Genomic DNA, 18,654 nt, shown 5'->3' with positions numbered 1-18,654 from the left:
ACCGGCCGTGACGGCCCGCTACAGCCCGGCCGAACTGTCCTCCGCCCTCGGCCTTTTCGCGCCGACCGACGAGCAGGCCGCGGTGATCGCCGCGCCACCCGGCCCGCTCGTCGTGATCGCAGGTGCGGGTGCGGGGAAGACCGAGACCATGGCCGCTCGGGTGGTGTGGCTGGTGGCCAATGGCTACGCCACACCCTCACAGGTGCTGGGGCTGACCTTCACCCGCAAGGCCGCCGGGCAGCTGCTGCGCCGGGTCCGCACCCGGCTGGCGCGGCTGGCCGGTGCGGGTCTCGCGCTGTCCCTGGGCGCCGACGAAGCCGCCACCGTCAGCACCTACCACGCATTCGCCGGCACACTGCTGCGCGAGCATGGCCTGTTGCTGCCCGTCGAGCCGGACACCCGGCTGCTCAGCGAAACCGAGCTGTGGCAGTTGGCTTTTGACGTGGTGTGCGCACACCCGGGCCGGCTCGACACCGACAAGACCCCGGCCGCGGTCACCGCGATGGTGCTGCGTCTCTCGGGGGCGCTCGCCGAGCATCTCGTCGACACCGATCAGCTGCGCGACACCCACACCGAACTCGAGCGGCTGGTCCACACCCTTCCGGCCGGGCCGTATCAGCGTGACCGCGGGCCGAGCCAATGGCTGCTGCGCATGCTGGCCACCCAGACCGAACGCACCGAGCTGGTGCCGCTGATCGATGCGCTGCATCACCGGCTGCGCACCGACAAGGTGATGGACTTCGGCATGCAGATGGCCGCCGCAGCCCGGTTGGCGGCCGGTTTCCCGCAGGTCGGTGAGCAGTTGCGGCAACGCTTCCGCGTCGTGCTGCTCGATGAATACCAGGACACCGGGCATTCCCAGCGGGTTGCGTTGTCGGCGTTGTTCGGTCGCGGAGCCGACGACGGGCTGGCGCTGACGGCCGTCGGTGATCCGATCCAGTCCATCTACGGCTGGCGGGGCGCCTCGGCCACCAACCTGCCGCGGTTCACCACCGATTTCCCGTTGGCAGACGGCACGCCGGCGCCGAGCCTGGAGTTGCGGACCAGCTGGCGTAATCCGCCCAGCACCTTGCACGTCGCCAATGCCATCTCGGCTGAGGCGCGCCGCCGTTCGGTCTCGGTGCGCGAATTGCTGCCCCGGCCCGGTGCCGATCCGGGCACCATCCGCTGTGCACTGTTGACCGATGTTGCGGCCGAACGGGCTTGGGTGGCCGATCAGATAGCCGGCAGGTACCACGGGGCTCGCGAAGGCGGGACGACGGCACCGACGGCTGCGGTTCTGGTCCGGCGCAACGCCGATGCCGCTCCGATGGCCGAAGCGCTGGAGGCCCGCGGGGTCCCGGTCGAGGTGGTGGGAGTGGCGGGGCTGCTGGCGGTGCCCGAGGTGGCCGATCTGGTGGCGATGCTGCGGCTGGTCGCCGACCCCACCGCCGGGCCTGCGGTCATGCGCATCCTCACCGGGCCGCGGTGGCGGTTCGGCGCCAGCGACCTCGCGGCGTTGTGGCGCCGAGCGGTCGAGCTGGACGACCGCCCGCACGGGGAGCCCGGACCGGCCGACATCGTCGCTGCGGCAGCTCCCGACGCCGACGCCGCGTGCCTGGCCGACGCCATCTGCGATCCCGGTGCGGCCGAGCACTATTCGGCCGCTGGCTACCAGCGGATCGTGGCGTTGGGCCGGGAACTGACGATGCTGCGGGCCCATCTGAGCCACCCGCTGCCCGAGCTGGTCGCCGAGGTCCGGCGGGTGGCAGGCCTGGACGCCGAGGCGCGGGCAGCCCGGCCCGTGACCTCGGGCTGGGCCGGCACCGAGCACCTCGACGCGTTCTGCGACCTGGTGGCCGACTACGCCGGCCGCTCGGGTGCGGACCACGTCGGGCGCCCCGGCTCCATGGTCGAGGGATTGCTGGCCTACCTCGACGCCGCGACAGTGGTCGAAAACGGGCTGGCTCCTGCCGAATTGGCGGTCTCACACGACCGGGTGCAGATCCTCACCGTGCACGCCGCCAAGGGCCTGGAATGGCAGGTCGTCGCGGTTCCGCATCTGAGTGCGCGGGTGTTCCCGTCGACGGCGTCGGCGCGTACCTGGCTCACCGACGCCGCGGACCTGCCGCCGCTGCTGCGCGGTGACCGCGCCACCGTGTCCGAGATCGGCGTGCCGGTGTTGGACACCTCGGATGTCAACGATCGAAAGATCCTGTCGGACAAGATTGCCGACCACAAGAGCAAACTTGAGCAGCGGCGGGTCGACGAGGAACGCCGGTTGCTCTACGTCGCCGTCACCCGCGCCGAGGACACCTTGCTGATCTCCGGCCATCACTGGGGTGCCACCGAGAGCAAGCCGCGGGGGCCGTCGGAATTCCTGTGTGAAATCAAGGCCATCCTGGAGGACGCCGCGGCCCAGGGGCGTCCGTGCGGCGACACCGAGCAGTGGGCACCCGAGCCCGCCGCAGGTGAGCAGAACCCGTTGCGGAACAAGGCAGTCGAAGCCATCTGGCCCGCCGAGGCCGGTGCGGACGGCGATGTACTCCGCGGTGCCGAGCTCATCGGCCGGGCGATGGCAGGCAAGCTCGACGCGGGGACCGACACCGACGGCTGGGCCGCTGACGTGGACGCGCTGCTGGCCGAACGCAACCGAGAGCCGCAGGCGGCTCCGGCCGAACTGCCCGGACAGGTATCGGTCAGCACGCTCGTCGAACTCAGCCGGGATCCGCGAGCCGCGCTGCAACGGCTGCATCGCCGACTACCGCAACGTCCGGATCCACATGCCCTGCTGGGCACCGCATTCCACGAGTGGGTGCAGCGGTTCTTTCACGCCGAGCGGTTGTTCGACCTGGACGATCTGCCGGGCGCGGTGGACAGTGAAGTCGGCCGGGGCTGCGCCGAGGAACTGGCCGAGCTGCAGGACGCGTTCGTGATGTCGCCGTGGGCCGCCCGCACGCCGATCGAAGTGGAAGTGCCCTTCGACATGGTGATCGGCAAAACCGTTGTGCGCGGCCGCATCGACGCGGTGTTCGCCGACACCGACGGCACCACCACGGTCGTGGACTGGAAGACCGGTGAGCCGCCGGACACTCCGGAGGCCAAGGAGCAGGCCGCGATCCAGCTCGCGGTTTACCGGCTGGCCTGGGCGGCGCTGCGCGGCTGCCCGCCGGAATCGGTCAGCGCGGCCTTTCACTACGTGCGGTCGGGGCACACGGTCAGGCCGGAAATCCTGCCCGGCGCCGAAGAACTGGCTGCGCTGCTGGCCGGCCCAGGGCCAGACCCAGACCCAGACGCCTAGCGTTGATTGGCCGAGGTGAGATGCGCGATCTCTTTGCTCCACACCGACTGGGCCCCGGCGTCCCCGATGCGATAGACCTGCACGATCGACGCGACACCGACCAGGATCGCCACCACCGCGACGATGGCGTTGTACAACACCCGGCGGGTGTCGTCGCGCCGCTCGGCGTACCGCAGCGCCACCAGGGCCAGCGCCACCACCAGCAACGCGACCGAGAAATAGATCATGGTGTCGCCCAGCTCGGCGTGCTCCTGCAGGACGGCGTCGGGGCTGCGGCGCAGGTCGTAGAGCCAGTTGCCGGCCTGGATCGTGATGGGCGTCAAAACCGTTGTGATCACGGCAAGAACGAGGGTGACCCACACCAGCTGACCCCTGCGGGCGCCCGCCCACAACGCGCAGATGATCTCCAGCACCGCGGTAAGCGGTGCGAGGATCACGATGGCGTGCACGAACAGCACGTGCGCCGGCAGGCCGTTGATAACTGTCATGGGACTCCTTGGCTGATGGGAGATATCGGGCTCAGGTGATCGCGGCGCCGACCAGATGGCCGATCGCATAGGTGATCGCCAACGCCAGGCCGCCACCGATCACGTTGCGCAACACCGCACGGCCTTTGGGTGCGCCGCCCAGGCCCGCCGACACGACGCCGGTGAGCATCAAGGCCAGCAGCACAGCGACCACGGTGACGGGGATGCGCCACGTCGTCGGGGGCAGCAGGATCGCGAGCAACGGCAGCAGCGCGCCGACGGTGAACGACAGCGCTGAGGACAGCGCCGCTTCCCAGGGATTGGTGAGTTCGTCGGGGTCGATGCCCAACTCGACTTCGGCGTGCGCGGCGAAGGCGTCGTGGTCTGTCAGCTCCTCGGCCACGGTCCGTGCCGTCGCCGCCGACAGTCCTTTGGCCTCGTAGAGGCTGGCGAGTTCGTCCAATTCGGCTGCGGGGTCTGCCCGTAGCTCGCGGCGTTCCTTGGTGAGCAGCGCCTGTTCGGTGTCGCGTTGCGTGCTCACCGAGACGTATTCGCCCAGCGCCATCGACACCGCGCCCGCGGCAAGGCCCGCGATGCCTGCGGTCAGGATCGGCCCGCGTTCCACGGTGGCGGCGGCCACACCGACGACGATGCCTGCGGTGGAGACGATTCCGTCATTGGCGCCCAGCACACCGGCGCGCAGCCAGTTCAGCTTCGACGAGAGGGACCCCACGTGAGGTTCGGCCGGGTGGGTGGGACTCGACACGGCTGCGACGATATACGCCGAAACTGTGTGCTGCCAGCAACGATAGCCTTGCCAAACTCGTTCGGCGGCGTGACTAGGAGTTGCGGTACACCTTCAGCGCCGTGGTGACCATCGGGACCTGTAGCGGCAGGCGGGCTATCGCGACGATCCGCATGGGCCACGGCTTGTCCCACCACAGTCGCACCATGTTGAGGTTGCCGGGGAACACCGCGACGAACAGCGCCACGGCCGCGAGCGCGCCCAGCCGCCGGGTGCGCGGGGCGGCGAGCATCGCGCCGGTCGCCAACTCGCCGACACCTGAGGCATAGGTGTAGAAGCGGGGCGTGCCGGGCAGCTCCGCGGGGATGATCGTGTCGAACGGTTTGGGGGCGACGAAATGCAATGTGCCCATGCCGAGCAGCATGACGGCGAGTCGCCGGGCGGTGCGGGCGGCGGCGGTTCGCTGAGGTGTGGCCGTGGTCATGGTTTCATTGTGGCGTGCGTCCGCTCCGATCGATCCCCGCATGACCGGTACTCGTGGCTAAAGGCAGACTGCGGCGCAGGCTCGCCGCCATTGACGAGAACCTGACCTCGCGGCCGGATGCCGCGCTCGTCGACGTGCTGCGGATCCCGGAGCCGTTCGTCAGCCCGGGCCGCAAGATCGCCATGCGCGTGGTGTACGCGTTGGCCGCCCTGATGGCGGCGGTACTCATCGTCTACGCCGATCGGTACGGCTACCGTGACGTGGACAGCCTTCCGGATCCGAACCATCCGCTGTCCTTCCTGGATTGCCTGTACTACGCGACGGTGTCGCTGTCGACGACGGGCTACGGCGACATCACGCCTTATACGGATTCGGCGCGGCTGGTCAACGTCCTGGTCATCACGCCGCTGCGGGTGGCGTTCCTGATCGTTCTCATCGGTACCACCGTGGAAACCCTGACCACGCAGTCCCGGCAGGCGCTGAAGATTCAGCGATGGAGGAGCAGAGTGCGTAACCACACCGTCGTGATCGGATACGGCACCAAGGGCCGCACGGCCGTGGCGGCCATGGTGGGTGACGAGGTTGCCCCGGCCGACATCGTCGTCGTCGACGAGAACGCCACCGCGTTGGAACGCGCGAAGAGCGCCGGGCTGGTGACCGTCCATGGCGACGCCACCAAGTCCGACATTCTGCGGCTGGCCAGCGCGCATCACGCCAAATCGATTGTCGTTGCGACCGACAACGACGCCAGCGCGGTGCTGGTGACCCTGACGGCGCGCGAGCTGGCCCCCAACGCCAAGATCATCGCGGCCGCGCGGGAAGCCGAGAACCAGCATCTGCTGCGCCAATCCGGCGCGGACTCGACGGTGGTGTCCGCGGAGACCGCGGGCCGGCTGTTGGGTATCGCCACGCAGACCCCCAGCGTGGTGGAGATGGTCGAAGATCTGCTGACGCCTGACGCGGGCTTCGCGATCGCCGAGCGGGAAGTCGAACCCAAGGAGGAGGGCGGCTCGCCGCGGCACCTGCACGACATCGTGCTCGGCGTGGTGCGCGGCGGCCGCCTCGTGCGCGTCGACGACCCCGAGGTGGACGCGTTGGAGTCCGGCGACCGGCTGCTGTACATCCGCAGCGCGGACGCCGAGCGATGACCAACGCGAGCGAAGCGACGCGGAACAATCAGCGGGGCGGGCGCCGCGGCGGGGGAAGTTGATGAACTTCGAACTACGCAACATCCCTCTGCTGTCCCGGGTCGGTGCCGACCGTGCCGACATGGTGCGCACCGACATCGACGCCGCGATCGCCGGCTGGGCCGACGCCCTGCTGCTGCGGGTCGACCGCCGCAACCAGGTGCTGATCTCCCAGGGCAAGGTGGTGCTCGGCAAGGCCTCGGCGATCGGGGACAGACCCCCGGACAACGCCGTGTTCCTGGGGCGCCTCTATGACGGCAGGCATGTGTGGGCGGTGCGGGGCGCGCTCGAGGGACCCGAGGATCCCGATGCCGAAACCGAGGTGCTGGACCTGCGCCGGGCCGGTTCGGTGTTCGACGACACCAGCGCGCAACTGGTGGCCACCGCGACGGCGCTGCTGAACTGGCATGACCAGGCGAGGTTCAGCGCGATCGACGGGGCGGCGACCAAATCGGTCAAGGCGGGCTGGGCTCGGGTCAACGCGGCCAACGGTCACGAGGAGTACCCCCGCATCGACCCGGCGGTGATCTGCCTGGTGCACGACGGCCACGACCGGGCCGTGCTGGCCCGGCAGGCGGTGTGGCCCGAGCGGTTGTTCTCGATCCTCGCCGGGTTCGTCGAAGCGGGGGAGTCCTTCGAGAGTTGCGTGGTGCGCGAGATCGCCGAGGAGGTCGGGCTGACCGTCACCAACGTGCAGTACCTGGGCAGCCAACCCTGGCCGTTCCCGCGGTCGCTGATGGTCGGCTTCCACGCGATCGGCGATCCCGAGCAGCCGTTCGCGTTCAACGACGGCGAGATCGCCGAGGCCGCTTGGTTCACCCGGGCCGAGATCCGGCACGCGCTCGAGCACGGCGACTGGAGTTCGGTCGAATCGTCGTCGCGGCTGCTGCTGCCGGGTTCGATCTCCATCGCGCGCGAGATCATCGAATCCTGGGCCGCGCTCGACTGACCTTCTCACCGCGAACAGACATCGCGGTACCGGAAAACCGGCGTGTCGCGGACCGCACTGTCTGCTCGCGTGGAGTGGTGACAGCTCGCGGGGAGTGGTGACTAGCTGTACTGACCACGGACGTTAGGTACGGCGTGGCGTGGTGACATGAAGAAGACCTCCGAGTGAAGTGCGAGCTGTCTAGGAACGCACCAACCCTCTCGGAGGTCTTCGTGTCACACCGTAATGCCCCGCTGTCAGAAACTGGTCGTCTGCGCTTGGCCCGTTGTGTCGTCGATGACGGCTGGTCGCTGCGCCGCGCGGCCGAGCGATTCCAGGTCGCGGTTACCACAGCGGCACGCTGGGCAGGCCGCTACCGCGAGCAGGGTGAGGCCGGCATGGTCGACCGCAGCTCACGCCCACGCCACAGCCCCAACCGCACGCCCACTCGTATCGAGCGGCGGATCATCAAAGTTCGCGTACTGCGTCGCTGGGGACCTGCACGCATCGCATACCTGTTAGGACTCAACGTTTCCACGGTGCACCGGGTCTTGACTCGTTACGGCCTGGCCAAATTGCGTTGGCTCGACCGCCCCACGGGACGGGTCATCCGCCGGATGGAATCGGCTGCCTGCGGCGACATGGTCCACGTTGACGTCAAGAAACTGGGCAAGATCCCCGCCGGCGGCGGCTGGCGGATGCTGGGAAAGTCAGTCGGCAAACGCAACAAACAAGCCGATAAGAGTTCGGGGCAGCAGACCAAGCACCACAATCCAGTGCGCGGCTATCACTTCCTGCACAGCGCGATCGACGCGCATTCGCGTTTGGCCTACTCCGAGCTGCTCTCTGATGAGCGCAAGGACACCGCCGCCGCTTTCTGGCTGCGAGCCAACGCCTGGTTCACCCGGCACGGCATCACCGTACGAAAAGTATTGACCGACAACGGTTCCTGCTACCGATCACACGCATTCGGCGAGGCACTGGGCGGCATCGAGCATCGCCGCACTCGGCCGTATCGACCGCAGACTAACGGCAAAGTGGAGCGTTTCCACCGCACTCTGGCTGACGAGTGGGCCTACGCGCGTCTCTACACCAGCGACGCCGAACGCTGCGCCGAATATCCCCGCTGGCTGCACACCTACAATCACCACCGCGGCCACACCGCACTCGGCGGCCAACCACCCGCCAGCCGCGTACCTAACCTCTCAGGTCAGTACAACTAGCCCAGCTTGGCTTTGATCTGCTTGACGCTCGGGTTGGTCAGCGTCGACCCGTCGGCGAACTTCACCGTCGGCACCACATGGTTGCCGCCGTTGACCGAACCCACGAACTCTGCTGCGGCGGGGTCGCCCTCGATGTCGACCTCGGTCCAGCCGATGCCTTCGGCGCGCAGGGCTGTCTTCAGCCGCCGGCAATAGCCGCACCAGCTGGTCGTGTACATGGTCAGACCGGAGGACGTAGCAGTCATAGTTCACACAACGTAGCCGACCCGCCGCGACATACCCGCAGTGACGTGGGTCTCCGCCGGGGCGGTTTCCCGCTCAGCGGTAAGTTGCAAACCGCATGGGACGGAGTTGAACATGACCAGGTTGGTGCCGCCGGTGGCAGGCGACCCGCATGGGCTCGACGACGTGCGGTTACAGGTCCGGCAGTTCGTCGCCGAACAGCAGCAGGCGGGCCGGATCGGACGGTCCGCCGACTGCTGGTTGACGGGCTGGGACGAGGACTTCACCCGGGCGTTGGCGGCCAGAGGCTGGCTCGGGATGACGGTTCCCGTCGAATACGGCGGGCACGGCCGCAGCCATCAGGAACGGTTCGTGGTCACCGAGGAATTGTTGGCCGCAGGCGCGCCCGTCGGAGCCCACTGGATCGCCGACCGCCAGATCGTGCCGTCACTGCTGAAGTACGGCACCGAGTCGCAGAAGCGAAAGTTCTTGCCTGCCATCGCCAAAGGGGAGTGCTACTTCGCGATCGGCATGAGCGAGCCGGACTCCGGCTCGGATTTGGCCAGCGTGCGGACCAAGGCCGAACCCGTCGACGGCGGTTGGCGCATCACCGGAGCAAAGGTGTGGACGTCGGGCGCTCATCTCGCGCACGCCTTCATCTGTCTGGCCCGTACCGCCCCGCTCGATCCGGCGCACCGGCATGACGGCCTGAGCCAGTTCATCGTCGATCTGCGCACACCCGGTGTCGACATTCGGCCGATCATCTCGATGAACGGCAAGCACCATTTCAACGAGGTCATCCTCGACGAGGTGTTCGTGCCGGACGGCCCCGACGGCATGGTGTTCGGAACCATCGGCGCAGGCTGGCAACAGGTGACCTCCGAGCTGAGCTTCGAACGCAGTGGCCCCGAACGGTTTCTGTCCACCTTCCCGCTCTTGGCTGACGTCGCCGGACACATGAGCGCTCGGACGCTGCCTCGGCACACCGACCTCGGTCGCTACGTCGCCCGCATCGCCGGGCTGCACCAGATGTCGACCGCGGTCGCGGGCGCGCTGCAACGCCATGAACCGGCCGACACGGCGGCCGCGGTAGTCAAGGTGCTGGGCACCACGACCGAGGGCGATATCGCCGACTTCGCCGATGTGCTCGGCATTCCCGACGAGATCGATGACGACGACCCGTACCGCACCATGCTCGCGGACGCCGTGGTGCAGCGCGCCGGATTCACCTTGCGCGGCGGCACCAACGAGGTGCTGCGCGGTGTCATCGCCCGGGGATTGGGGATGCGGTGAGCGCCGACCCTGATCTGGTCGAGATGATGTCGGCGGTGTTCGCCGCGCACCGCGAACATCACGGCCCCACCGAGGGGCTGGACGAATTGTGGTCCCAGCTCGGCGAACTCGGCCTCGTGCGGCTCACCGGCTCCGAGACGTCCGGCGGCAGCGGGGCGGGCTGGGCCGAAGCAGCCGAACTGCTGCGTGCCGCGGCCTGGCACGCGACGAGTGTGCCTGTGGCAGAACATGATCTGCTCGCCTGCTGGCTGCTGGAGGCCGCCGGGCTCGAGGTGGGCGACACCCGGCGCACCGCCGCGTTGCTCGACGAGTCCGGTACCGCCCGGGCGGTGCCGTGGGCCGCGACGTCGGAGCGCATCGTCGTCCTCTGGCCCGACGGCCCGGCTTTCCGAGTGGCCGACATCGATGCGACGTCTGTAAGACTGACTGCGGGCCGCAACGGCGCCGGCGAACCACGTGACACGGTCGTCGTCGACACCGGCACGCTGACCGGAACGCCGGTACCCGCCACCCTCGTCGCGCAGTGGCGGCGCCGCGCCGCCCTCATTCGTGCCATCCAGGTGTGCGCCGCGCTCGACCGCATCCTGGCACTGACGGTGACGCACGCCCGCGAACGTATCCAGTTCGGCAGGCCGCTGGCCAAATTCCAGGCGGTGCAACACCTTGTGGCCGATATCGCCGCCGAAGCGGCTCTGGCCCGCGCCGCCACCGACGGCGCGCTGGCCGAGGTGATGAGCACGGACTGGGCCGCGGAGCCAATTTTGTCCTCCTCGCGTGCGGAGCCAATTTTGTCCTCCTCACGTGCGGGCCGCCTGGATTTCCTTGTCGCCGTGGCACGTTCGTGTGCCGGGCACGCCGCGTCCGTGGTGGTCCGTAACGCCCACCAGGTGCACGGCGCCATCGGCACCACCCGCGAGCACCGCCTGCACGAGTTCACCGCCCGCGCGCTGGCCTGGCGTTCGGAATACGGCTCGGTGCAGGCGTGGGACGACGCGCTGACCGATCACGCCATCACAGCGGGCACCCGCGGGTTGTGGGCATTGATCACCACGACAGATTCGAGGACATGACATGCCCGAGACCGCAGACACCTTGGCGCGCCACATCGCCGACTGGGCTCCCGAACCGGTCGAATCGTCGGATCCGTTGATCCCGCAGTGCGCGACGGACCTGGCCGCAACGCTCGACCTCGACGCGACGTTCTCCGCAGGCTCCGCGCTGCCGCCGCTGTGGCAGTGGATCTACTTCGCCGAATGGCCGCGAACAGCCGAACTCGGAGCCGACGGGCATCCCCGCGACGGCCACTTCCTGCCGCCGATCCCGAACCGCAGACGCATGTTCGCCGGGGGCCGTATGACGATCAGCTCGCCGTTGGTGCTCGGGGAACCTGCCGTGCGTCGCTCCGAGATCGCCGGGACCACCGTCAAGCACGGCAGGACCGGTGAACTGTTGTTCGTCACCGTGCGCAGCACCTACCGCCAGGGTGAGAACCTGAGGCTGGTCGAGGAGCAGGATCTGGTCTACCGCAGTGACGACGGCACTGCCACGGCGTTCACCCGCGCGACCGAACCGCTTGCCGCGCAATCGACTCCGTGGTCGGCAGAACCGACTACCAACCCTGCGTTGCTGTTCCGGTTCAGCGCACTGACGGCCAACGCGCATCGCATCCACTACGACGAGGCGTACACCACCGGCACCGAGGGTTTCCCGGCGCTGGTCGTCCACGGTCCGCTGCTGGCGATCTACATGGCCGAGCTGTTGCGTGCGCAGGATCCCCAGCACCGCGTCGCACGGTTCGATTTCCGGCTGCGGCGCCCGGTGTTCCTGGGTGACCGGGTCCGGGTGCAGGGTGAACCGGCCGACGACGCGGTGAACCTTAGCGTGGTGTCGGGCTCCGGTGTCACCCACGCCACCGCCACGGCGACCTATGGATAGCTGATTCGCGCTGGTCCTGCGCCGAAATGTCCCGTGCCGGGGACCGGATCCCCGACGGTGTCACCGGGGGCTGCCATCATGGACCCCATGTCGTCGCAGGCCCCCGTCGCAGCCCTGGACGATCTCGACGATGAGCAGCGCGAGGCCGTGCTCGCCGCCCGCGGCCCGGTGTGCGTGCTCGCCGGTGCGGGCACGGGCAAGACCCGCACCATCACCCGCCGGATCGCGCATCTGGTGGCGGCCGGGCATGTCGCGGCCAGCCAGGTGCTCGCGGTGACGTTCACCGCACGGGCCGCGGGGGAGATGCGCGGCCGGTTGCGGGCGCTGGGCAACGAGTCAGGTGTGCCCACGGGCGCGGTGCAGGCGGTGACCTTCCACGCGGCGGCGCGTCGGCAGCTGCAGTACTTCTGGCCCCGTCTGGTGGGTACCACCGGCTGGGAACTGCTCGACAGCAAGTTCTCCGTGGTGGCCCAGGCCGCCAGCCGGTCGGGCATGCAGACCAGCACTGACGACGTGCGCGACCTTGCCGGTGAAATCGAGTGGGCCAAGGCGTCTTTGATCACGCCGGAGGCCTATCCGGCGGCGGTGGCACAGGTCGGTCGGGACATCCCGTTCGACGCGGCGAAGGTGGCCGCGGTCTACGCAGGCTATGAGTCGCTCAAGGCCCGCCGCGACGACACCACGCTGCTGGACTTCGACGATCTGCTGCTGCACACGGCCGCGGCCATCGAGAACGACGCGGCCGTCGCTCAGGAGTTCCGCGACCGCTACCGCTGCTTCGTCGTCGACGAGTACCAGGACGTCACCCCCCTGCAGCAGCGCGTGCTCGACGCCTGGCTCGGCGATCGCGACGATCTCACCGTGGTCGGAGACGCCAACCAGACCATCTACTCGTTCACCGGCGCCACCCCGCGGTACCTGCTCGACTTCTCCCGGCGGTTTCCCGACGCCGCGGTGGTCCGGCTGGAACGCGACTACCGCTCCACCCCGCAGGTGGTGTCGCTGGCCAACCGGGTGATCGCCGCGGCGCGCGGGCGCATGGCGGGCAGCAAGTTGCATCTGGTCGGCCAGCGCGATCCCGGCCCGGCACCGACGTTCTCCGAACACCCCGACGAGGTCGCCGAGGCGGCCGCGGTGGCCCGCTCCATCAAGAAGCTCATCGAATCCGGCACGGCGCCGGCCGAAATCGCGGTGCTGTACCGCATCAACGCCCAGTCCGAGGTCTACGAGGAGGCGCTGACCGAGGCAGGCATCGCGTTCCAGGTGCGCGGCGGGGAAGGCTTCTTCAGCCGTCAGGAGATCCGCCAGGCACTCGTGGCTCTGCAGCGCAGTGCCGAACGCGGCGCGGAGACCGACGATCTGGCCGCAGCGGTGCGCGAGCTGCTCGAGCCGCTGGGGCTGACGGCCGAACCGCCCGCGGGCACCCGGGCCCGTGAGCGCTGGGAAGCGCTCGGTGCGCTGGCCGAACTGGTCGACGAGGAGGTCGCGCTGCGCCCCGACCTCGACCTGCGGGCCCTGGTCACCGAACTGCGCCAACGCGCCGACGCCCGGCACCCACCGGTCGTGCAGGGCGTGACGCTGGCCTCGCTGCACGCGGCCAAGGGACTGGAATGGGATGCGGTGTTCCTGGTCGGCCTGGCGGACGGCACGCTGCCCATCTCGCATGCCCTGACGCACGGCCCTGACAGTGAGCCGGTCGAAGAGGAACGCCGGCTGCTCTACGTCGGGGTGACGCGGGCGCGCGTGCACCTGGCGCTGAGCTGGGCCCTGGCCCGGACGCCGGGCGGGCGGCAGGGGCGACGGCCGTCGCGCTTCCTCACCGGCATCGCGCCTCAGCTCTCGGGTGCCAAGGCTGCCGCACCGGACCGTAACCGCCGTCAACGCGGCCCCACCCCCCGCTGCCGCGTGTGCAACGCGACACTCACCACATCCGCGGCGATCATGCTGCGACGCTGTGAAACCTGTCCGGCCAACCTCGACGAGGACCTGCTGGCCGAGCTCAAAGATTGGCGGCTGCGCATCTCCAAGGAGATGAAGGTGCCGGCCTACGTCGTGTTCACCGACAACACGTTGATCGCCATCGCCGAGACCCAGCCGACCGACGATGCGGCGCTGGTGGCCATTCCCGGCATCGGGGCGCGCAAGCTCGAGCAGTACGGCGCCGATGTGGTGGCATTGGTCAAAGCCCGCCAGAAATCGTAAAGATCATGCCAAAACCGCAGGTAGAAAATAGGTTGTGCGATTTGACTGCTAGGCTTTAATCTCAAGATCAACAACTCTGGCGACGAGACGGAAGGAGGGTGCCCGAAATGATTAGCAACATCAAACTCAGCGGTGTCGCGGTCGAAAGCATGCCCTCGTCCTTCCGTGCCGGCTACCTCTTGAGCGCCCGTGCCGGGCAAGCCGTACCTGCCCGTGCCGCTGTGGCCGCTGCCGCCCGTGCTGGGTGGGCGGCCGCTGCTGGCGTTGCTGCGGTCGCCGTTGCTGCAGCCCCCGCCGGGCGGCATCAGCTCGTCGCCAATGCCGTGTGGCCGCCCGTCGCAGGTTTTGCCCCGCAGCACAAGCGCCGCACCGCCGCCACGCCCCGCGTGTCCGTGGATTGGAGCCCCACCTAGGTAGAGCTCTCACCACCGCCGAATGGCCACGGACCCGCAGTCAAACCGGATCCGTGGCCATATTTGTCGGTACCCCCGAGAAATCTGGTCGCAGATCCATCGAGAGACAGATAGATCGCCGAAACAACGACCAGGAAGCAGGGGATATGCACATGTCCATTGCGATGAACGCTCCGGGGATGAGCTTCACGCCGGTGACATGCGAGAAGCGACTGCCGGCGGTGCCGTGCCACATCGAGGACCCCGATCTGTGGTTCGCCGAGAGCCCCGTCGACCTCGAGCGCGCCAAGGCGCTGTGCGCGGATTGCCCGATCCGCAACGAGTGCCTGGCCGCGGCCCTGGAGCGGCAGGAGCCGTGGGGTGTGTGGGGCGGCGAAATCCTCGACCGCGGCAGCATCGTGGCCCGTAAGCGGCCGCGTGGCCGTCCGCGTAAGGACGCCGGGAGCAATCCGGCCGCGGCGTGATGCCGCGGCCGGGTCTTCCCGCACACGTCTGGTATTCGTGCTGGAGTGACGTCTGAAGGGTCGGCGTCACTCCAGCCTTCGGGTTCAGGCGGCTTCTTCGGCGAATCCTGGAACCAGTGCCGTGGCAATCGATTTCACCGGCACGTGGGCATCGAGCTGACAGCAGATGGCGATGGTCGAGGCGATCACCCGCAGCGGGATGGCGAGGTTGGCCGGCAGATCGAGTTGGCGGGCCATCTTGATCTGGGCGACCGAGTTGTCCATCTGCCCCGCGGCCATCCGCTGAATCCAGCGACGGGTGTAGTGGAACACGTCGACCTCGATGGGTTCGACGTACTGGCGCAACATGTCGTCGACTTCCTGCACCGAAACCTGTTGGCCCTTCTGGATGAAGCCGGCTTCCTCCATGGCGGGCAGCAGCTGATCGTAGTTCTGGTCACGGGCCAGCCGGATGGTGCGGCCCAGCGAGGGCGGGAAACCACCGGGCATCGGTGCGACAGCACCGAAGTCGATGACCCCCATGCGGCCGTCGGGCAGCAGCATGAAGTTGCCGGGGTGCGCGTCGCCGTGCATCATCTCCAGCCGCGCGGGCGCGTCGAAGGTGAGTTCACTGAGCCGGGTGCCCATGAGGTCGCGTTGTTCGGGGGTGCCCTCACGGATGATCACCGACATCGGGATGCCGTCCATCCATTCGGCGATAACGACTTTGGGGGCGCTGGCCACCACGGCGGGCACCGCGAAGTGTGGATCGTTGCGGTACGCCTTGGCGAACGCCCGCTGGTTCTCGGCTTCCAGCCGGTAGTCCAGTTCCATCTCGGTGCGTTCGGTCAGCTCGTCGACGATGCCCTGGATGTCGGCGCCGGGGGCGAGCTGTTTGAAGACACTCACGAGCCGCTGGATGGTCTTCAGATCGGCGCGCAGTGCTTCGTCGGCGCCCGGGTACTGGATCTTCACGGCCACCTCGCGGCCGTCGGACCAGATGCCCTTGTGCACCTGACCGATGCTCGCCGAGGCGACCGGGGTGTCGTCGAACGAGGCGAACCGGTCCCGCCACTTGGTGCCCAGCTGGCCGTCGAGCACCCGGTGCACCTTGGCCGCAGGCAGCGGGGGAGCGTCCTTCTGCAGTTTGGTCAACGCCTCGCGATACGGTTTGCCGTACTGCTCGGGGATGGCGGCCTCCATCACCGAAAGCGCCTGCCCGACCTTCATCGCGCCGCCCTTGAGCTCGCCCAGCACGGTGAACAATTGCTGTGCGGCCTTGTCCATCAACTCGGCGGTGACCTCGTCCTTGGACTTGCCGGTCAGGCGTTTGCCGAAGCCGAGTGCCGCGCGGCCGGCCATGCCGCCCGCCAAGCCAGCGAGCTTGGCGTTGCGCGCGACGCTTCCCCGTTTGATGTCAGACACGAGTCCATCATCCATGACGGTTCTGAACGGGCCACAACTTAGTGGCAACATTCGTTTTCAACATGGGCACTCGGGGTGGCGTGACCAGCGCCGGGCGCTGATCGAGTAGCCGTCGGCGTCGAGTTCGAGCGTGGTGTCCAGCGTCGGTGGCGGCTCCGGCGCACGGCGCGGGTCACCGGCCTCCCGCACGGCCTGGATCACCAGATCGATCTGACGTAGCGCCAGCGCCGCGGTGGCCAGGATGGTTGCCCGCCCGGCGGTGCCGACGGTACCGCGCAACTGCGCGGCCAGCGCGGGCCAGGCTGCGTCCCGGTCGCTGCGGTGCAGGTCGGCGCACTGCAGACAGCTGGTCAGGCCGGGGATGACGAGCGGGCCGACCAGTCCGGCGCCGTCGCGCAGCCGTACCGGCAGATGCGCCACCGCGGCTTCGTGCAGCTCGCGCAACACCCGCGGTTCGGTGACCTGGTAGTCGGCGAGCACGACGAGGTCGGTGGGATCGGGTACCGCCGACGCATGCGGGCGGCTGGTGTGCCGCACCAGCGCCCCCGAGCAGCGCAACGCGCTGGTGAGCAGTTCCGAGAGCGGTCCGCGTCCGTGGATGCGCACCGACGGGGTCCGCGACGGATAGGGCGTCGCGACGGTGACGACGCCCGCGTCGGTGAGCGCGGCGATCAGCTCGTCGACGGCCTCGGCGGCATCGAATTCTTTTGCCGCCGTAGTGAGTTCGTCTCGGGACGCGCCGCCCTGCAGGGTGTGCAGCAGGTCGGCGAGCTGCGCCTGGGTGATCGATCCCGGTGGGCGGACGAGGACCGCTCGGCGGGGATCCCAGCCCACCTGAACGGCTCCGTCGGGCCTCAGCAGCACGGGGCGGCCGGGTGCCAACACGTACCGCGTCGTCATGGCATGACTCTGCCACGACGCGCGGCACCGCCCCGTCAGTTATCCACAGGCCTCAAGACTCGTCGGGCCGCTCGGTGTCGCCGCCCTGCTCCTTCTGTTCCTTTTGCAGATCGGCGATGGCCTGCTCGAAGGCGCTGTCGATCCCGCTGGTGTCGCCGCCGATCATGCGATCGATGAAACCGGCGGGCTCGTCGAGATCGGACGCGTCGGGCAACAGGTCGGGGTGCTGCCACACGCCATCGCGGGCGTCGGAACCGACCGCCTCGGTCAGCCGCTCCCAGAGGGCGGCCGCCTCGCGCATCTTGCGCGGCCGCAGTTCCAGGCCGACGAGCGTGGCGAAGGTCCGCTCGGCCGGGCCACCGGTGGCTCGGCGCCGGCGCAGGGTCTCCGAGAACGCCTCGGTGCCGGGAATCCGATCACCCAGTGCCGCGGAGACCACGGTCTGCACCCAGCCCTCGATCAGCGCGAGCAGGGTTTCCAGCCGTTCCAGGGCGGCTTCCTGCTCGGGTGTGGCCTTGGGCTCGAACATGCCCTGGCTGAGCAGCTGTTCCATCTCGGACGGGTCGGTCAGCGAGGCCGGGTTGAAGCCCTTGGCCATGTCCTCGATGCCGGACATGTCGACCTTCATGCCTTTGGCGAAGGCCTCGACCGCGCCCAGCAGCTGGCTGGACAGCCACGGCACGTGGCTGAACAGCCGATGGTGCGCGGCTTCGCGGGCAGCCAGGAACGTCAGGATCTCGCTGCGGGGCCGCTCCAGGCCCTCGGAGAGCGATTCGATGGCCTCGGGCATCAGGGCCGCAACCCCTTTGGGGCCCAGCGGCAATCCGATGTCGGTCGAGGTGAGCACCTCCCGGGACAGCTGGCCCAGGGCCTGGCCGAGCTGGGAACCGAAGGCCATGCCGCCCATCTGCGACATCATCGCCAGCAGCGGGCCCGCCATGCTCTGGGCTTCCTCGGGCAACGCCGAGGCCCACACCGTCGAGATCTGCTCGGCGACCGGGTTGCACAGCCGCTTCCAGGTCTCCAGGGTGTTGTCCAGCCAATCGCTCGGCGTCCACGCCACCGTCCGGGTGGTTCCGGCGGGTAGCGGCGTGACCCCGTCGAGCCAGGTCTCGGCGAGCCGGACCGCGTCGGTGACGGCGCCCTTGGTCTGGTCGGGAACCGGGGCGACGAAGCCGATCGAGTTGGACGCCAGCTGCCGCGCGAGGTCGTAGTTGACCGGGCCGGACTGGCCGCCGCCGGCCATCGCAGTGCCTGCCCCGCTGAACATTTCGCCGAGCTTGGTGAAGATCTGGCCCAAGTCGCCCATGTCGAAACCGGCGCCGCCAGCGCCGAGCCCGAATGGATCGGCGCCGGGCCCGGAGCCGGAGCCGGAATCTGGGTCTTTCTTGCGCTTGTCACGCTCGGGGTCATCCCCGGCGGAGAAGCCGAAGGGCAGGTCAGCCATAGCCCCAACGGTACTCACCACAGGGTCTCTTCGTGACGCTGTGGGTCACGCTGTCAGTGA

17 protein-coding genes are annotated in these 18,654 nt (G+C 68.7%); 10 read left to right on the top strand and 7 right to left on the bottom strand.

Annotated features, from left to right (window positions below; translation table 11 throughout):
- Positions 1-7 precede the first annotated feature (7 nt).
- Entirely contained in the window at positions 8-3,280 is a 3,273-nt protein-coding gene (locus BTO20_RS25490) for an ATP-dependent helicase (protein ID WP_087082654.1), read from the top strand.
- On the opposite strand, the gene BTO20_RS25485 is transcribed toward BTO20_RS25490, so the two are convergent.
- The 3 genes from BTO20_RS25485 to BTO20_RS25475 form a co-directional block, all read right to left on the bottom strand.
- On the bottom strand, positions 3,277-3,768 hold the full coding sequence (locus BTO20_RS25485; RefSeq protein ID WP_087078817.1) for a DUF2231 domain-containing protein: 492 nt from the start codon (positions 3,766-3,768) through the stop codon (positions 3,277-3,279). The genes BTO20_RS25490 and BTO20_RS25485 overlap by 4 nt on opposite strands.
- Positions 3,769-3,799: 31 nt before the next feature.
- On the bottom strand, positions 3,800-4,513 hold the full coding sequence (locus BTO20_RS25480; protein WP_087078816.1) for a VIT1/CCC1 transporter family protein: 714 nt from the start codon (positions 4,511-4,513) through the stop codon (positions 3,800-3,802).
- 73 nt (positions 4,514-4,586) lie between these two features.
- Entirely contained in the window at positions 4,587-4,976 is a 390-nt protein-coding gene (locus BTO20_RS25475; RefSeq protein ID WP_087082652.1) for a DoxX family protein, read from the bottom strand.
- A 53-nt stretch (positions 4,977-5,029) separates the two neighbouring features.
- Here BTO20_RS25475 and BTO20_RS25470 point away from each other — a divergent pair, with 53 nt between their 5' ends.
- From BTO20_RS25470 to BTO20_RS25460, 3 genes are all read left to right on the top strand, one after another.
- Complete coding sequence (locus tag BTO20_RS25470) at positions 5,030-6,124, top strand: potassium channel family protein (RefSeq protein ID WP_087078815.1); 1,095 nt, start codon at positions 5,030-5,032, stop codon at positions 6,122-6,124.
- 61 nt (positions 6,125-6,185) lie between these two features.
- Complete coding sequence (gene nudC / locus BTO20_RS25465) at positions 6,186-7,112, top strand: NAD(+) diphosphatase (protein ID WP_087078814.1); 927 nt, start codon at positions 6,186-6,188, stop codon at positions 7,110-7,112.
- A 212-nt stretch (positions 7,113-7,324) separates the two neighbouring features.
- On the top strand, positions 7,325-8,314 hold the full coding sequence (locus tag BTO20_RS25460) for an IS481 family transposase (protein ID WP_087078813.1): 990 nt from the start codon (positions 7,325-7,327) through the stop codon (positions 8,312-8,314).
- On the opposite strand, the gene mrx1 is transcribed toward BTO20_RS25460, so the two are convergent.
- Positions 8,311-8,559, bottom strand: a complete 249-nt coding sequence (gene mrx1, locus BTO20_RS25455; RefSeq protein WP_087078812.1) for a mycoredoxin Mrx1 — start codon at positions 8,557-8,559, stop codon at positions 8,311-8,313. The genes BTO20_RS25460 and mrx1 overlap by 4 nt on opposite strands.
- A 106-nt stretch (positions 8,560-8,665) precedes the next feature.
- Between mrx1 and BTO20_RS25450 the strand changes: the two genes are divergently transcribed.
- The 6 genes from BTO20_RS25450 (at position 8,666) to BTO20_RS25425 (ending at position 14,843) form a co-directional block, all read left to right on the top strand.
- Entirely contained in the window at positions 8,666-9,829 is a 1,164-nt protein-coding gene (locus BTO20_RS25450) for an acyl-CoA dehydrogenase family protein (protein WP_087078811.1), read from the top strand.
- A 23-nt stretch (positions 9,830-9,852) separates the two neighbouring features.
- Complete coding sequence (locus BTO20_RS25445; protein ID WP_087082650.1) at positions 9,853-10,899, top strand: acyl-CoA dehydrogenase family protein; 1,047 nt, start codon at positions 9,853-9,855, stop codon at positions 10,897-10,899.
- Position 10,900: 1 nt separating this feature from the next.
- Positions 10,901-11,764 carry a MaoC/PaaZ C-terminal domain-containing protein gene (locus BTO20_RS25440; protein WP_087078810.1) on the top strand — a complete coding sequence of 288 codons (864 nt, stop codon included), beginning with the start codon at positions 10,901-10,903 and terminating at the stop codon, positions 11,762-11,764.
- Between the two features lie 87 nt (positions 11,765-11,851).
- A complete protein-coding gene (locus tag BTO20_RS25435) occupies positions 11,852-13,966 on the top strand; it encodes an ATP-dependent DNA helicase UvrD2 (RefSeq protein WP_198344063.1) in 2,115 nt (704 codons plus the stop codon).
- 107 nt (positions 13,967-14,073) lie between these two features.
- Positions 14,074-14,379 (top strand): hypothetical protein, encoded by a 306-nt coding sequence (locus tag BTO20_RS25430; protein WP_157680323.1) that lies wholly within the window; start codon positions 14,074-14,076, stop codon positions 14,377-14,379.
- A 146-nt stretch (positions 14,380-14,525) separates the two neighbouring features.
- Complete coding sequence (locus tag BTO20_RS25425) at positions 14,526-14,843, top strand: WhiB family transcriptional regulator (RefSeq protein WP_083166667.1); 318 nt, start codon at positions 14,526-14,528, stop codon at positions 14,841-14,843.
- A gap of 84 nt (positions 14,844-14,927) precedes the next feature.
- Here the strand turns inward: BTO20_RS25425 and BTO20_RS25420 are convergent, their stop codons facing one another.
- The 3 genes from BTO20_RS25420 to BTO20_RS25410 are packed head-to-tail and all read right to left on the bottom strand — an operon-like array spanning position 14,928 to position 18,612.
- The gene (locus BTO20_RS25420) at positions 14,928-16,262 is read right to left on the bottom strand and encodes a macrolide-binding ATPase MABP-1 (protein ID WP_198344062.1); all 1,335 of its coding nucleotides are present in this window, start codon (positions 16,260-16,262) and stop codon (positions 14,928-14,930) included.
- A 42-nt stretch (positions 16,263-16,304) separates the two neighbouring features.
- Complete coding sequence (locus BTO20_RS25415; protein WP_087078807.1) at positions 16,305-17,147, bottom strand: cyclodehydratase; 843 nt, start codon at positions 17,145-17,147, stop codon at positions 16,305-16,307.
- 52 nt (positions 17,148-17,199) lie between these two features.
- On the bottom strand, positions 17,200-18,612 hold the full coding sequence (locus BTO20_RS25410; RefSeq protein WP_408632127.1) for a zinc-dependent metalloprotease: 1,413 nt from the start codon (positions 18,610-18,612) through the stop codon (positions 17,200-17,202).
- Positions 18,613-18,654: the final 42 nt, after the last annotated feature.

Origin of the sequence: Mycobacterium dioxanotrophicus (genome assembly GCF_002157835.1) — a bacterium.
In the GTDB taxonomy this organism is placed as follows: Bacteria; Actinomycetota; Actinomycetes; order Mycobacteriales; family Mycobacteriaceae; genus Mycobacterium; species Mycobacterium dioxanotrophicus.
This window is presented reverse-complemented; position numbering and strand designations above follow the sequence as displayed.

What these genes read in the sequence shown, in the direction of transcription:
- BTO20_RS25485 (WP_087078817.1), bottom strand. Translation starts at nt 3,768, where the DNA reads ATGACAGTTATCAACGGCCTGCCGGCGCACGTGCTGTTCGTGCACGCC.
- BTO20_RS25475 (WP_087082652.1), bottom strand. Translation starts at nt 4,976, where the DNA reads ATGACCACGGCCACACCTCAGCGAACCGCCGCCGCCCGCACCGCCCGG.
- nudC (WP_087078814.1), top strand. Translation starts at nt 6,186, where the DNA reads ATGAACTTCGAACTACGCAACATCCCTCTGCTGTCCCGGGTCGGTGCC.
- mrx1 (WP_087078812.1), bottom strand. Translation starts at nt 8,559, where the DNA reads ATGACTGCTACGTCCTCCGGTCTGACCATGTACACGACCAGCTGGTGC.
- BTO20_RS25445 (WP_087082650.1), top strand. Translation starts at nt 9,853, where the DNA reads ATGATGTCGGCGGTGTTCGCCGCGCACCGCGAACATCACGGCCCCACC.
- BTO20_RS25440 (WP_087078810.1), top strand. Translation starts at nt 10,901, where the DNA reads ATGCCCGAGACCGCAGACACCTTGGCGCGCCACATCGCCGACTGGGCT.
- BTO20_RS25435 (WP_198344063.1), top strand. Translation starts at nt 11,852, where the DNA reads ATGTCGTCGCAGGCCCCCGTCGCAGCCCTGGACGATCTCGACGATGAG.
- BTO20_RS25430 (WP_157680323.1), top strand. Translation starts at nt 14,074, where the DNA reads ATGATTAGCAACATCAAACTCAGCGGTGTCGCGGTCGAAAGCATGCCC.
- BTO20_RS25425 (WP_083166667.1), top strand. Translation starts at nt 14,526, where the DNA reads ATGCACATGTCCATTGCGATGAACGCTCCGGGGATGAGCTTCACGCCG.
- BTO20_RS25420 (WP_198344062.1), bottom strand. Translation starts at nt 16,262, where the DNA reads ATGGATGATGGACTCGTGTCTGACATCAAACGGGGAAGCGTCGCGCGC.
- BTO20_RS25415 (WP_087078807.1), bottom strand. Translation starts at nt 17,147, where the DNA reads ATGACGACGCGGTACGTGTTGGCACCCGGCCGCCCCGTGCTGCTGAGG.